Raw genomic sequence first — 12,908 nt, forward strand, 5'->3', positions numbered from 1 at the left:
TAACTAAATCAATAAGCGATGTTAGGTTTTCTTGATATAATAGAGTTGTTGGGAATTAAGGGAGAAAAATGGCTAAAACCCTTATTAGTCAAACCTTATGGGTATTTTCAGTCCTAAAATCCTGAAAAGCTTATAGAGTAAGCTTTTGAGCATTTTACAGCGATTTTCATTTTAGTAGAGTGCAGGTAGGGATGTTGTATGCAACGTCCCTAAAGAATTATCATTTTTTCAATGTGGTTCATTCACCTGAAAACTGCTGTAAATTTTTATTTCCCAACAACTGTAATATTTATTGGCGTTGGTTAATCAAACTATGAAATCCAAGTTGGTAAAATATAAAATGCTTTTAAATTAGGAGTTATGCAATCGCCATTTCAAGAGAAATCATAGCCAAAATCACCAAAGCCTATTTATTATCTAAGTTAGACTGTTTGAGCATCCAATAAAAATAATTAATAATGTTCTTAGTGATGACAAATTTATTAACAGAGGCGTTTAAGAAAGCCCAAAACTTGCCAGAACATATCCAAGAGGAACTGGCAAAACAGTTAATTGAAGATATAGAGAGCGAGTTGCAATGGCAGCAAACCTTATCGAAACCCCAAAATTCTATCCTAGACGAATTGGCACGCAAAGCTTTAAATGAGTCATCAGAAGGAAAAACAAGAGTTATGGGTTTTGATGAACTATGAAGTCAGAATTAACAGATGAGTTCGTGAAGTGTTTTGCTAAGTTACCTGAAACAGTCCAACAAACTGCCCGCAAAAACTATAAACTCTGGAAACAAAACCCTAATCATCCAAGTTTAGAGTTCAAGAAACTCAACACCAAGGAACTCGTATATTCGGTAAGAGTAGGCATTGGTTGGCGTGCTGTGGGAGTCATGAAAACACCAGACACAATTGTTTGGTTCTGGATTGGAACCCATAGTGAATATGATAAGTTACTTAAAAAGTTATAAGTAGTCAGACATAACTAAACTGCTCAATTCCTTCATCAAATAGTTACCGAAACCGCTTAACTAGCACCTCACCATCGTAACAAGTCCAGCGGTCTACCAAACTCCAACGCATAAGGTAAATCACCACCGCCTCAAAAAATCAATAATTTTTTGATAGATTTTAGCCAAATTCACTAATACAAAATAACGGTCCCTATTCGCAGTCTAACAAGACCACAAATAGTCATCATTATTTGCAAATATTTATCAGTATTTAGCCTAAATCTTTCTTGGACTACTCCCTCAGCTTTATCCCCAGTAAATTTTTGTTTTCGAGATAATTTTTTTTGTGTTTCACGAAAAAAATTTATGTCACTGTCTTGAGTGCGTCTTATCATTCTGGGGAGACCCCAGAATTACGCACTCGCTTTTTTTCCTGGTTTTCCAACTTCTAGGTCAACAATATCCTTACCTGAGCCGGAGGCGGGTTTAGCTGATTTCTGGTTGTCGCCCCCAATTTAACACCGAACCCGCCTCTACATCTGCATTCCTTCTTCCATTCTGTCTCCTGACTCCTAAAAATCCGGATTTTTAGCTCTTTTGGTTGTTTAATACATTTATACCTATTTTGACCAATAAATAAGGTCTCAACCCTTCCCTTTCAGGGGGATAAAAAAGGAAATTTCAGATTTCAACCCTCTGACTGAAACCGGAGGTACTGATAACTGATAACTGATAACTGACAACTAATAACTGATAACTGAAAAGACCATGAATAATCAAGCTAATGCTCCTGTTAATACTGACAACTATTTATTAAGAAGTGTACATACAAACAATTTTCCCCAAATTTTAGACCAGTTAGGCGTCTCTTTAGTTGTTTCTACTTATCAAGCGGGAAAATTAATTGTTTTGCGTGCGGATAATGGAGTAATTAATACTCACTTTCGCACCTTTAATAAACCCATGGGATTAGCAGCAACTCACGAAAAAATTGCCCTGGGAACTGCTTATCAAATTTGGGATTTTCGCAACGTTCCAGCAGTAGCAAAAAAATTAGAACCTGCTGGTAAACATGATGCTTGTTTTTTACCGAGAAATATTCATATAACTGGGGATATTGATATTCACGAAATGGCTTGGGCAAAGGATGAATTATGGTTTATTAATACTCGTTTTTCTTGTCTCTGTACTCTCGGTCATCCTAATAGTTTTGTCCCTAGATGGAGACCTCCTTTTATTAGTGGATATGATTTAACAGACCGCTGTCATTTGAATGGATTATGTTTAAAAAATGACCTGCCAAAATATGCCACAGCTTTAGGAGAAACTGATACTGCTGCTGGTTGGAGAAAGAATAAAGCTAATGGTGGGATATTAATGGATATAGAAACAAATGAAATATTAATGCGGGGTTTATCTATGCCTCATTCTCCGAGATGGTATCAGGAACAATTATGGTTATTAGAATCGGGAAATGGCAGTCTGGCAAAAGTCGATTTAAACCAGAGAAAATTAGAAACAGTTGCTAAGTTGCCTGGGTTTACTCGTGGTATAGATTTTTGGGGAAATTTAGCATTTATTGGTTTATCGCAAGTTAGAGAAACTGCTGTTTTTACTGGGATGCCAATTACTCAACTTCAGGAAAGAATTTGTGGGGTATGGGTGGTAAATATTTTAACTGGAGAAACTCTTGCTTTTTTAAGGTTTGAAGAAGGAGTTCAGGAAATATTTTCTGTAGCAGTTTTGCCGAATATTCGCTTTCCTGAAATTATTGAATGGAATGAAAATTTACTTGCTAGTTCTTATGTTTTACCTGATGAAGCTTTGGCAGAAACAGTACAACCAGCTTCAGAAATAGCTATATCAGAAACTCATTTAGTCAAAGGAAATCAGTTCTATCAAGAAGGTAAATTAATAGAAGCGATCGCTGAGTATCAAGAATGTCTGAAGTTACAACCAGATTTGACAAGAGCTAAATACAATTTGGGGGTAGCTTTAGGAGACAATCAACAGTATGAAGCAGCCATTAATGTTTTACAACAGGTAATTAGGACAGAGTCAGATAATGCGGATGCTCATAACAGTCTTGCTTATGCTTATAGTCAAAAAGGTGAATTAGAAGGAGCAATTAAACATTATGAAGAGGCAATTAATCTTAATGGTAGTTTTGCCAAAGCTCATTTTAATTTAGGCATGATTTTGTTAAAAAATGGAGATTTTAAAAGGGGATTTTCTGAATGTGAATGGCGTTGGCAAACTTCAGAATTTACTCCCTTTCAATGTCCTCATCCCCGATGGAAAGGGGAAGATATTAGGGATAAAACTTTGTTAATTCATACCGAACAAGGAGCAGGAGATGCTATTCAATTTATTCGCTATATTCCTCTAGTGGCAAAACTGTGTAAGCGGATTATTTTAGTCTGTACGCCAGATTTAATTCCTATCTTTAAAAGTGTGCCAGGAATTGATAAATTAATGCCACCAGGAGAACTACAATTATCAGAATTTGATATCTATGTACCCTTGATGAGTTTACCTTATATTTTTGACACAACTTTAGAAACAATTCCTGCCAATATTCCCTATCTCCAATCTACAAACAGTAACCATATAAATATCTCCGATTCTGAATACAAAGTAGGTATTGTTTGGGCAGGTAGTCCTACTCATAAAAATGACCATAACCGTTCTTGCAAGCTAACTAATTTTTTACCGATTTTACAAGTGCCAGGAGTAAAATTTTACAGTCTGCAAAAAGGAGAAGCAACCAAAGAATTAGCTCAAATTTCCAGCAATATTCAGATAGAAGATATGAGTCCTCAGTTAAATAACTATGCCGATACAGCAGCAATAATAAATCAATTAGATTTAGTAATTACTGTTGATACTTCAGTGGCACATTTAGCAGGAGCATTAGGTAAATCTGTATGGACTTTATTATGTTTTAACCCTGACTGGCGTTGGTTACAGGAAGGAGAAAATACTCCTTGGTATCCAACAATGAGATTATTCCGTCAGTCTCAGTCAAGAGAGTGGCAAGAAGTAGTTGAAAAAGTACAAGCAGAGCTATGGGAAATTATGGGAAAAAAAATGATTATAAGTGTTCAGTAGAAGCTTAAATTAAGTATTTATTTTAGTTTTTAGTAGAGATTTTCTCTGGAATGTCTCTACAGGATAATTTCACATCAAAAATACCCTAGTGCCGTTACGCGGAAGTTAAAAGTCAAAAGTATTGGTTTGTAATTATTTTAGGATTTTGTAACTGGTCAGTTATTTCCGCCATCCTGCACTAGAAGAAGTAGTCATTTTAGTTAAACGTCACAAATGAGTGTAGATATCCCTAACTTTTGAACGGCTATACCTACCTTGGCAATAACCAAAAACTTTAATTAATATTTTGTTATAAAGATTTACAGCTCATAGCTGAGTAAAACTGTGTACCAAAAATATTACTTCTAAAAATTTTAATCTCAGGACTTAGGAGATTTTTATATGCGGATTTCTCAAGTTAATCCTTTATGGAAAAAAGTTTTTCCCGTTGCCTATAGTGGCATTGAACTAATAGTGGCTCCCTTGACATATGAATTAGTCTGCCGTGGGTATGAAGTTACTTTATTTGCCCCTATTCAAGAATTAATAATGAATAATTAACAATTACGTTTGTTGATATATACCTCATTTATACTGATTTTACTGTTAAACAATACAACGCTTATTTAACATTACAACTTCAGAAAATATATGGAGGTGCTAATGAATTTAATATCATCAATTATCCTGTGTATTATGCAGCTTTACCCTATTTTTATTTGGTTGAAAAACCCACTTTTTAGGAACTATGTAGTCAATTTATCGCAGAGAGTAAACGGCTATTTAGTTAGTATCAAAATTCCCATAAATTTAGTATCTATAACTATTAAAGACAGTTATTATAGAACTAAGTTATTGTAAGCATTTCCTACGGAATGCTGCGCAAACAGCTATTATCTGTCAGCTCTCAGCTCTTATGAGGGGGTTTAAATTAATATAGACTTTACAGCCTAATTTGGTAGTAAGTATAAATTCTGCCTCAATTACTAAAGCTTTTATCTAAAACTCAAAGCAATAGCTGATAGCTGACGGCTGAATGTTTACAAGTTATTTAATAACACTTAATAACAATCTTGTTAAGTTCGAGCTTTAAATTCAACTTCATACTGGATCTCTAAAGGAGTCTTTATTATGTCAGCTAAATCGTAGCTTAATCTTATACTTTCTTAGTTTTGTAGTAGAAATACAGCCAGAAGAGTTGCCTCAAATTGATAATTCAGTAGGTATAGATTTAGGAATCAAAACTTTTGCTACTTTGAGTAATGGAGAAAAAGTTGACGCACCAAAACCGCTCAAGAAACGCATTAAGAAGTAGCCTCTTTCAGAGGAGCTTCGCTAACGAAAATTAAGTAAGTCATTATCTCATAAAACTAGAGGCTCTAAACGATATGAAAAAGCCAGGCTAAGAGTTGCAAAATTTAATGGCAAACTGAAAGATACAAGGACAGATTTTCTTCATAAACTATCTACTAAAATAATTCGTGAAAACCAAACAATTGTTTTAGAAGACTTAAATGTTTCTGGAATGCTTAAAAACCGTAAATTATCCAGAGCTATTTCTGATTTAGGATGGCGAACTTTCCGAACATTCCTAGAAGGAAAAGCAGAAAAATACGGTCGTGATTTTAGAATAATTAGCAGGTGGGAACCAACATCACAAAAGTGTTCATGTTGCGGTTTTAAAGGTGGAAAGTTAGACCTTTCAGTTCGGGAGTGGGAGTGTCTAAACTGTGGCAGTAAACATGATAGAGACGAAAACGCAGCAAGAAATATATTAGTCGCGGGCGGGCAGTCCGAGACAAAAAACGGACGTGGAGGCAAACATAAGACTACCGTTAAGGTAGCAGAAGTCAGTGAAACGTCAACCCACCGAGGAGCTATGGCTCGGTAGGAATCCCTGTGCCTTTAGGCCGGGGAGGATGTCAAATGAACTACGTTTAGGGGAATTAGCTCGGTGTGAAGAAATTCCCCATACTCCTTATTATGGTAGTGTCGATGCGACCCCTCTATGGTTGATGCTTTATAGCAACTATTACAAATGGACAGGGGATACAGAAACTATAAAAAGTTTGTGGTCGAATGCTCTCGCTGCCATGGACTGGATAGACCAGGAATGCCAAGCAACTGGATATATCAGTTATTTGAGGCGATCGCCTGGTGGAATTCAAAATCAGGGTTGGAAAGATTCCAATGATTGCATTGTTAACAGTAAAGGGAAATTAGTGGATGGAGCTATTACTTTGTGCGAAGTACAAGCTTATGTCTATGCTGCAAAATTGGGAGCGAGTCAGATTGGCAGAGTTTTGGGATATCCTGAATTGGCGGAAAAATGGGAGTTAGAAGCAGCCCAACTCAAAGAAAGATTCAATCGAGATTTTTGGCTAGAATCAGAAAACTATTGTGCCTTAGCTCTAGATGAAAAGGGTAATCCCATTGATAGTATTACCTCTAATCCAGCACATTGTTTACAATTAGGCATTTTTACCGCCGAAAAAGCAGAGGCAGTGAGCGATCGCCTCTGTGCAGAAGATATGTTTAGTGGGTGGGGTGTTCGCACTCTCAGTAGTCTATCTCCTGCTTACAACCCAATGGGTTATCACTTGGGTTCAGTTTGGCCTCACGAGAATGCTTTCGCTGCTGTAGGATTGCGCAATATGGGGCGAATAAATAGTGCATTTGAAATTGCGGAAGGTTTGATTGATATGACTAAAGTGCAGCCGAATAATCGACCTCCAGAATTATTTTGTGGTTTTGAAAGGGAAGCTAATAGAGACCCTATTAAATATCCAGTAGCTTGTTTTCCTCAAGCTTGGGCAACAGGTACGATATTTAAACTGTTACAAATGATGGTGAATTTGATTCCTGATGCTGCTAATAATTGTCTAGCGATCAAGAATCCTGCTTTACCCAAATTCATTAATCATTTATCTGTGCAAAACCTCAAAGTAGGTGATAATTTAGTTGATTTCAATCTAGAAAAAATCGGTGAGATAACTACTTGTACTGTTGTTAAGCAACAGGGAGATTTGCAAATTTTAATTGAAGCTTAAACTCTCATTTGATAGCTATAAGGATTGTTGATACTAAGTTTGAATAATTAGCAACAAATAAAATTATCAGACTGATAGTAGGGAAGAAATATTTCTACGCCTTTACTATTTTCTTTTCTCTTGATACTAAATCCAGTTTATAGACTATCATAATTGTGCAAATGTGGAGAGAAGTTTTAGGGGAAATACGCAAAAGGTTTAATCTTACATCAAATTCCAAGTATCTGTGAAGTACAGATATTAACAATTAAATGTTTGTAGTGCGGGCAATATGCGCGCAATAGGTGTGTTTTACAACAGTGGAATCTGCTGTACATCCTTATAAAGGATCTTTGATCGCCAAATTTGTATGACCCCTCTAGCTTCTCTACTGAGCTTAAATTCCTCAATACAAAGAGAAAAATATGAAAAAAATTGACTCCAAAACAAAACAACAAATTAAGATTAAAGCCAAGAAGAATCAAAAAAATTAATCAAGTAGAGAATAGTTTAGTGGCATTACAAGAACATGAACTAGAAAGTGTGGTCGGAGGATTTCTTCCTCCAGATTTAGAAGATTTAATGAACAAAAGTAAAGAGAATCCAATTTCCCCTAGTAATGAAAGTAATAGGTGGCGGAATTTAGGTTAATATTTACCGAATAATTAAGGTTTAAAACTCTCCTTTAAAGGAGAAAAAAGCGGTCGTGGGATGGCGAAGTCTCGGAGCCATATAATCAACTAAGAGAAGAAAAAATTTTCCTTTGAGTTAATCCTCTTCTTTTCAAGGAGAGATAGTTATTAATTAGGCTTGCTGATTAAATTTCAAAGCATTGACTGATATTGGTAAGTGCCTTTTTGGAGAGAAAAAAGTGCTAGCTTTTTGGTATAAAAAGTTGAAAAAGTTAGTATTGAGAGCAAACAAAGGCAGAAAAATTTTGGGAAAACTCTTTTTCCTAGCACCTCTATAATTCCCATTCCTCCTGTCTCCTACCCCTACTAAAAGACTTTTTCAGCAAACCCTAATTATTAATTGTTAAATGCTGTCCACCACGGAGCATAAACAATTTTTTGTCGTAGCAAAAACCATTGTAAAGCAGTTAAAATTACTCAAATTATCAAAATTTTCAAGAAATAACCTAATGGTAATGGGTATGGAGGCCAGTCATTTTCTTTTAAAGGCACTTCAAAAATAATAACAAATGCAGCAAAAGTAACGACCCCTAAAATAGATAAACCCATAGGCAAAGCTATAATATTGGTAACTACCCATTGCCATATCAAGGGATGTCAATGTCTCATAAACCATGCTTGTATTCAGATGCTGGCCAAGCAGAAAGTTAATATTGGGATTATTAGTTACCCTTCTTCCTTATTTCTTAAAATTAATAAATATGACTATTTGTACAAGCTGTGGACATAACAATGCTATTGCCTCCCGTTTTTGCTCTAATTGTGGTGCTCCTCTAGAGGAAATAATACCCTCTCAAACAGCATCTACGGAATTAAAACCAGGCACAAAATTACGCGATCGCTACATAATTATTCGCCAAATAGGTCAAGGTGGATTTGGCAAAACTTACTTAGCAGAAGATACAGGTAGATTTAAGCAAGCAGTAGTTTTAAAACAATTAACACCAGGAAACCAAGGCACTGAATTTATACAAAAAGCGGAGGAACTTTTTCACCGAGAAGCAATGATATTACATCAAATTAATCATCCTCAAATTCCCCGTTTTTGGGAATTTATTCAGGAAAATAAATGTTTATTTTTGGTGCAAGATTTTATTGAAGGGCAAACTTATGAATCTCTGCTTAGTCAACGTCGGCGACAAGGTAAATTTTTTAGCGAAGTTGAAATAATTGACTTTATTCGTCAAATCTTACCAGTTTTAAATTATCTACATAGTCGAGGAATTATTCATCGAGATATTGCTCCTGATAATATTATTTGTCGGGCAGAAGATGGGTTACCAATTTTAATTGATTTGGGTGGAGTAAAACAAATTGCTGCCGAAGTTTCTCACAAAGCTGATAGTTCCGAAAATGTTATTTATTCTGGCACTAAATTAGGTAAATTTGGTTATGCTCCTGACGAACAAATGCGCCTAGGAATTGTTGCTCCACATAGTGATTTGTATGCTTTAGGAGTGACTTGTTTAGTATTGATGACTGGTAAACTTCCCTCAGAGTTAATTAATACAAAAACAATGCAGTGGCAATGGAGTAAAGAACTAAAATTAAGTCCGAAGTTTGATGGTATTTTAAATAGAATGTTGGCTTTTATTCCTGGCGATCGCTTCCAGTCCGCAGAGGAAATATTAGCGCAGTTACAACCTCCAGAACCGGAAATTATTGCACTAACTCAAATCAGTAAAACTGAGTCAAAGAATCAAGAAATAGAGACAAAAACAGCAATAGCTTCTATTCCAAAACTCGGAAATATTATTCATAGTTCAAATGACGTACCATCAGAAATTATTGGTTGGAATTGGGGGGCATTTTTCTTGCCTGGTTTGTGGTGTTTAACTAATCATGTTTGGATAGGATTAATTGCCTGGATCGATTTAAGTTTTGTTACCTTAGGTATGGGATGGTTGCTGACAGGAATAATTTTAGGTCTTAAAGGAAATGAGTGGGCTTGGAAAAGCCGCAAATGGAAAAATGTTGCTGAATTTAGAAAGCATCAGAGAATATGGTCGATTATCTCTTTATTATTAATTTCAAGTGCCGTAATTATTGGGATTTTAGTGATTTTATTTCTGTTTGTTATTGCTGCTTTTATTGCTGGTTAGAAAGGTTGGTTTTCTCTAATATAATTTGACTTTTAAATTAATCCTATGTATTATATAGTAGGGAATAGGGAATAGTGGGAAAAACATTTCCACTGATTCGGATAGTCATCACTCTATGTCAGTGCCCTACCTCTCTATTCCTATATAAGCTATAAGCAGTTTTTTAAAAAGAAAAATAGCACTAATGATGAAAGTAAAACATCCAATTAATCTATATAAAGCGACAACTTTTATATTTATATTGACGCTGATGATAGCCTATCAAAATTTTTCTTTAGTTGCGTGGTTATATCTATCCCTACATGGTACTTATGGAATTTTATGGTTACTGAAAGACCGTATTTATCCAGATAAGCAATGGGAACAAGAAGTTCCTTTTCTACAAGGTATTATAATTTTTGGAATAGTCTGCTTATATTGGATAGCTCCCTATATTTTAATTAGTAGTGGAACTGAACCTCCAATACCTTTAGTAGCTGCTGCAATTTCTTTAAATATTTTTGGCATTTTCCTCCATTACAGTAGCGATGCTCAAAAATATTATACTCTCAAATATAAGTCAGGATTAATTACAGAAGGATTCTTTGCTCGCTGTCGAAATACTAACTATTTAGGAGAAATATTTATCTATCTTTCTTTTGCAATGTTAGTGCAACATTGGTTGCCTTATTTAATTCTAGGAGCATTTTTTGCTGGAATATTTATCCCTAATATGCTGAAAAAAGATAAGTCTCTATCTCGCTATCCCGAATTTGTAGAATATCAAGCTAGTTCTGGGTTAATTATTCCTCAACTGTTTGGCAAAAATCCTCTGACTTCGGAAGCCAAAAAATTTGCAGAAAAAAATAGTTAAAATCTTTGAGAAAAATTAAATTAAAACTATACCTAATCAATTTTTTTTGATTAATTGTATAAAAAAAAATATACGTTCATTAATGGATAATGGATAATGGATAATTGATAATTACCTCGGGTTTTAACCGCTACGGAATTGAATATCAGGAGATATTATTTCTTTTCTTGATCGATTGGATATGGCGAGGTCTCCTCGCCATCCCTCGACCGCTTTTTTTCCCCTATCCAAGGGGAGGCTTCAAGGCGCGAATTATTTAATTATTAATTATTAATTATTAATTATTCGGTAAATATAACTAGTGATAATACTTCATTCATTTACTGATTAAAAAATAAATGAAATATATGGATGCCAGTAATGGAGGCTTTGAAATCAGGACTTACGCAAACGCACTATATAGAACCCCCGATCGTATCTTCATAAATTTAGCAAGGAGTCAGGAGACAGGAGACAACCCACCCCTAACCCCTCCCAGGAGGGGAAGGAGGTAAGAGGGAAGATGTGGGGAGAAATAATACAAAAAATTCAACACTCCTTCAGATGATTTTTCCTCACTCATTGATGCGCGAAAAGACTTGACTACATAATTGTATAGTTCTCAAATGGGTTCTATATAGACTTACAGCACTTTTGAGGAAGCGTGAGGTACAGCTATAAGACTATTTATTTCTATATTCCCTGTTGCCTGTTGCCTTCTGGAGCTGTTGCCTAGAGCAATAAAACTTTGTACCTCATCAACTAGAAAACTGCTGTAAGTCTCTCTCTAAATTGGCGATCTAAACTAAGTTTCCCTTGGCGATCGCCTAAACCACAAAATTATCATCAACTGAAAAATTCGATTGAGGTTGACTAACGTTGATGTAGATTATCTGGCATTCTAATGGTGAATAAGATTAAATTTTTATGAAGAGTTTTTCATGGACTTTAATTATATAAAATATTGTCAGTATTTAATAGAGTTGTCGCTAAATAGATAGAAAAAATATCCAAAACCTAGACAGGGTAATTATTTCGACTCTTTTGATCGATAAATACCTACAAGCTTTACATAACGGGGGTTTCTACAATTTTTTAGTTTATAAAGCGACAAGTCTAATAAGTAGCCAGAAAAATTACACTCTCACAAATCTTGCTGACCATCTGGAAAAAGTTAGCCACGATAGCGTAGCTTTGCGTCAGCAATCAAATTAATCGTTAGCTTCAAAAATATTGAAACACGGGACAAAAATTTTGTGGTCAAATGTACAGGAAGATCAACTGAAACATCAATTTTTATCTAAATATCGGCGTTGCTGATTTGAGCTATGATATCATTCAGGATAAGAGGGCGAGCAAAAAACTTTCTCCTTCTACTCGGGGTTTCTTATTCTTTCTTCCCTTCTGACTCGCTCCTCCTGACTTCCCCTCCTGGGAGGGGCGCGCGGGTGGGTTGACTCCTAAGTAATTAGGATTAATATCATACACGCGCTTTAGCAACGCCTAAATATCTAGTATCTGAACTCAAATATACTAAAATTAAAATGATAGTCGTTTAAGTTTTTATGAATAGGAATACAATCAGCAAAGCTGGGCGATCGCTATAATTTTGTAAGCGATAGCGATCATTTAGCATACGCTATATATAGTGTCTTTGCGTAATATTATGTCCGGTTGAATACTTATAAATAAATGACGGAGTCCTAAGGAGTCAGGAGTCAGGTAGGGGAGCTGTCGGATTGGCGACGTACAGGAGTTATATCAAATCCGGTAGCATCGGTGTAATTAGATGGGGAGATGGGGAGATTGGGAGATGGGGAGATGGGGAGTGAGAGAAATATTTGGTAATGGTTGAAGATGGAACATTTTTGGGTAGTCCTGCATGGTAATGGTGAGGATATATATTTTTTAATTTTTCCCACACTCCCCATCTCCCCACATTCCCCTCCACCGGAGGGGTGCGCGGGTGGGTCCCCATCTCCCCACACTTCCTTTACCATTACTATGCACCACCACCCATTTTTGTATACCGAATTAAACGGATTTGATATTAGGAGGGAACAAAGAAGAAGGAAGAGGAAGAAAAAGAGAAAGTTTTTTGATCACTAATTATCCGGACATGATATAAGTCCTGATAATAAGTATTCAACCGGATTTGATATAATATCATGTCCGAAGGCAATCGTTTGTGTAAAAGTTGGCGTGGATATTTGCAGGAAA

At 35.6% G+C, this 12,908-nt stretch carries 9 protein-coding genes and 1 pseudogene; 9 read left to right on the forward strand and 1 reads right to left on the reverse strand.

Features of this window, described 5'->3' with window-relative positions; genetic code table 11:
* The first annotated feature begins 470 nt into the window (after nucleotides 1-470).
* From F6K23_RS07070 to F6K23_RS07110, 9 genes and pseudogenes are all read left to right on the forward strand, one after another.
* Nucleotides 471-692: a hypothetical protein gene (locus F6K23_RS07070; RefSeq protein ID WP_293152577.1), complete on the forward strand. Its 222-nt coding sequence runs from the start codon at nucleotides 471-473 to the stop codon at nucleotides 690-692.
* Nucleotides 689-961 (forward strand): type II toxin-antitoxin system RelE/ParE family toxin, encoded by a 273-nt coding sequence (locus tag F6K23_RS07075; RefSeq protein ID WP_293152580.1) that lies wholly within the window; start codon nucleotides 689-691, stop codon nucleotides 959-961. The genes F6K23_RS07070 and F6K23_RS07075 overlap by 4 nt, the downstream gene beginning before the upstream one ends.
* A gap of 750 nt (nucleotides 962-1,711) precedes the next feature.
* On the forward strand, nucleotides 1,712-4,054 hold the full coding sequence (locus tag F6K23_RS07080) for a TIGR03032 family protein (RefSeq protein WP_293152583.1): 2,343 nt from the start codon (nucleotides 1,712-1,714) through the stop codon (nucleotides 4,052-4,054).
* A 381-nt stretch (nucleotides 4,055-4,435) separates the two neighbouring features.
* On the forward strand, nucleotides 4,436-4,594 hold the full coding sequence (locus tag F6K23_RS07085; protein ID WP_293152586.1) for a hypothetical protein: 159 nt from the start codon (nucleotides 4,436-4,438) through the stop codon (nucleotides 4,592-4,594).
* A gap of 637 nt (nucleotides 4,595-5,231) precedes the next feature.
* Nucleotides 5,232-5,924: pseudogene (locus F6K23_RS07090) on the forward strand (RNA-guided endonuclease TnpB family protein).
* 28 nt (nucleotides 5,925-5,952) lie between these two features.
* Nucleotides 5,953-7,083 (forward strand): amylo-alpha-1,6-glucosidase, encoded by a 1,131-nt coding sequence (locus F6K23_RS07095; RefSeq protein WP_293152589.1) that lies wholly within the window; start codon nucleotides 5,953-5,955, stop codon nucleotides 7,081-7,083.
* Between the two features lie 414 nt (nucleotides 7,084-7,497).
* Nucleotides 7,498-7,713: a hypothetical protein gene (locus F6K23_RS07100; protein ID WP_293152592.1), complete on the forward strand. Its 216-nt coding sequence runs from the start codon at nucleotides 7,498-7,500 to the stop codon at nucleotides 7,711-7,713.
* A gap of 742 nt (nucleotides 7,714-8,455) precedes the next feature.
* Complete coding sequence (locus F6K23_RS07105; protein WP_293152595.1) at nucleotides 8,456-9,856, forward strand: serine/threonine-protein kinase; 1,401 nt, start codon at nucleotides 8,456-8,458, stop codon at nucleotides 9,854-9,856.
* Between the two features lie 184 nt (nucleotides 9,857-10,040).
* Nucleotides 10,041-10,709 carry an isoprenylcysteine carboxylmethyltransferase family protein gene (locus F6K23_RS07110; protein ID WP_293152598.1) on the forward strand — a complete coding sequence of 223 codons (669 nt, stop codon included), beginning with the start codon at nucleotides 10,041-10,043 and terminating at the stop codon, nucleotides 10,707-10,709.
* Between the two features lie 1,697 nt (nucleotides 10,710-12,406).
* Here the strand turns inward: F6K23_RS07110 and F6K23_RS07115 are convergent.
* Complete coding sequence (locus tag F6K23_RS07115; RefSeq protein WP_293152601.1) at nucleotides 12,407-12,688, reverse strand: hypothetical protein; 282 nt, start codon at nucleotides 12,686-12,688, stop codon at nucleotides 12,407-12,409.
* Nucleotides 12,689-12,908: the final 220 nt, after the last annotated feature.

This window comes from Okeania sp. SIO2C9 (assembly GCF_010672455.1).
Classification (GTDB): domain Bacteria; phylum Cyanobacteriota; class Cyanobacteriia; order Cyanobacteriales; family Microcoleaceae; genus Okeania.

What these genes read in the sequence shown, in the direction of transcription:
- F6K23_RS07070 (WP_293152577.1), top strand. Translation starts at nt 471, where the DNA reads ATGACAAATTTATTAACAGAGGCGTTTAAGAAAGCCCAAAACTTGCCA.
- F6K23_RS07075 (WP_293152580.1), top strand. Translation starts at nt 689, where the DNA reads ATGAAGTCAGAATTAACAGATGAGTTCGTGAAGTGTTTTGCTAAGTTA.
- F6K23_RS07080 (WP_293152583.1), top strand. Translation starts at nt 1,712, where the DNA reads ATGAATAATCAAGCTAATGCTCCTGTTAATACTGACAACTATTTATTA.
- F6K23_RS07085 (WP_293152586.1), top strand. Translation starts at nt 4,436, where the DNA reads ATGCGGATTTCTCAAGTTAATCCTTTATGGAAAAAAGTTTTTCCCGTT.
- F6K23_RS07095 (WP_293152589.1), top strand. Translation starts at nt 5,953, where the DNA reads ATGTCAAATGAACTACGTTTAGGGGAATTAGCTCGGTGTGAAGAAATT.
- F6K23_RS07105 (WP_293152595.1), top strand. Translation starts at nt 8,456, where the DNA reads ATGACTATTTGTACAAGCTGTGGACATAACAATGCTATTGCCTCCCGT.
- F6K23_RS07110 (WP_293152598.1), top strand. Translation starts at nt 10,041, where the DNA reads ATGATGAAAGTAAAACATCCAATTAATCTATATAAAGCGACAACTTTT.
- F6K23_RS07115 (WP_293152601.1), bottom strand. Translation starts at nt 12,688, where the DNA reads ATGGTAAAGGAAGTGTGGGGAGATGGGGACCCACCCGCGCACCCCTCC.